Source organism: Vibrio sp. MOR3 (assembly GCF_001557775.1).
In the GTDB taxonomy this organism is placed as follows: Bacteria; Pseudomonadota; Gammaproteobacteria; order Enterobacterales; family Vibrionaceae; genus Vibrio; species Vibrio jasicida.
The window spans coordinates 1-635 of sequence record NZ_LNRD01000051.1; the positions used below are offsets into that span (position 1 = coordinate 1).

The 635-nt window shown below is 42.4% G+C and carries 2 tRNA genes and 1 rRNA gene; all 3 read left to right on the plus strand.

From position 1 onward, the window contains the following. A 16S ribosomal RNA gene (locus ATB76_RS26875) occupies nucleotides 1-73 on the plus strand; the annotation flags it as partial. A 65-nt stretch (nucleotides 74-138) separates the two neighbouring features. After that, nucleotides 139-215: transfer RNA gene (locus tag ATB76_RS26880), tRNA-Ile, on the plus strand. A 39-nt stretch (nucleotides 216-254) separates the two neighbouring features. Beyond that, nucleotides 255-330: transfer RNA gene (locus ATB76_RS26885), tRNA-Ala, on the plus strand. Nucleotides 331-635: the final 305 nt, after the last annotated feature.

A 635-nucleotide genomic window follows, 5' to 3' on the forward strand; every position in this document is an offset into this window, starting at 1 on the left:
TTTGTGGTTCATGACTGGGGTGAAGTCGTAACAAGGTAGCGCTAGGGGAACCTGGCGCTGGATCACCTCCTTATACGATGATTACTCACGATGAGTGTCCACACAGATTGATACGGTTTATAAGTAAGAGACGATACTGGGTCTGTAGCTCAGGTGGTTAGAGCGTTCGCCTGATAAGCGAGAGGTCGGTGGTTCGAGTCCACTCAGACCCACCAATTTCTTTTGAAGTTGGTATGCAGTATCGACACCTTGATGGGGCTATAGCTCAGCTGGGAGAGCGCCTGCCTTGCACGCAGGAGGTCTGCGGTTCGATCCCGCATAGCTCCACCATCTTTAAGTGTTCTTGAAAAAGAATCTTTAAAAATGGTTTTCATCAGAAAATCTAGCTCTTTAACAATTTGGAAAGCTGACAAAGTAATCTTTAAGATTACTTGTAAAGTTCTCAATGTTTGTCTTTATGACAAACACCAAAAAACACATTCAAGTGTTCTTGGGAATATCACTTTTAAAGTGATTATTCGAAATTGAGTCCGGCAAAATCGAAATGTCTCTCGCTCATTCAAATAATGAGAGACAACTTTGGTGATTTGATTATCAACTCGAAACTCCTTCGGGTTGTATGGTTAAGTGACTAA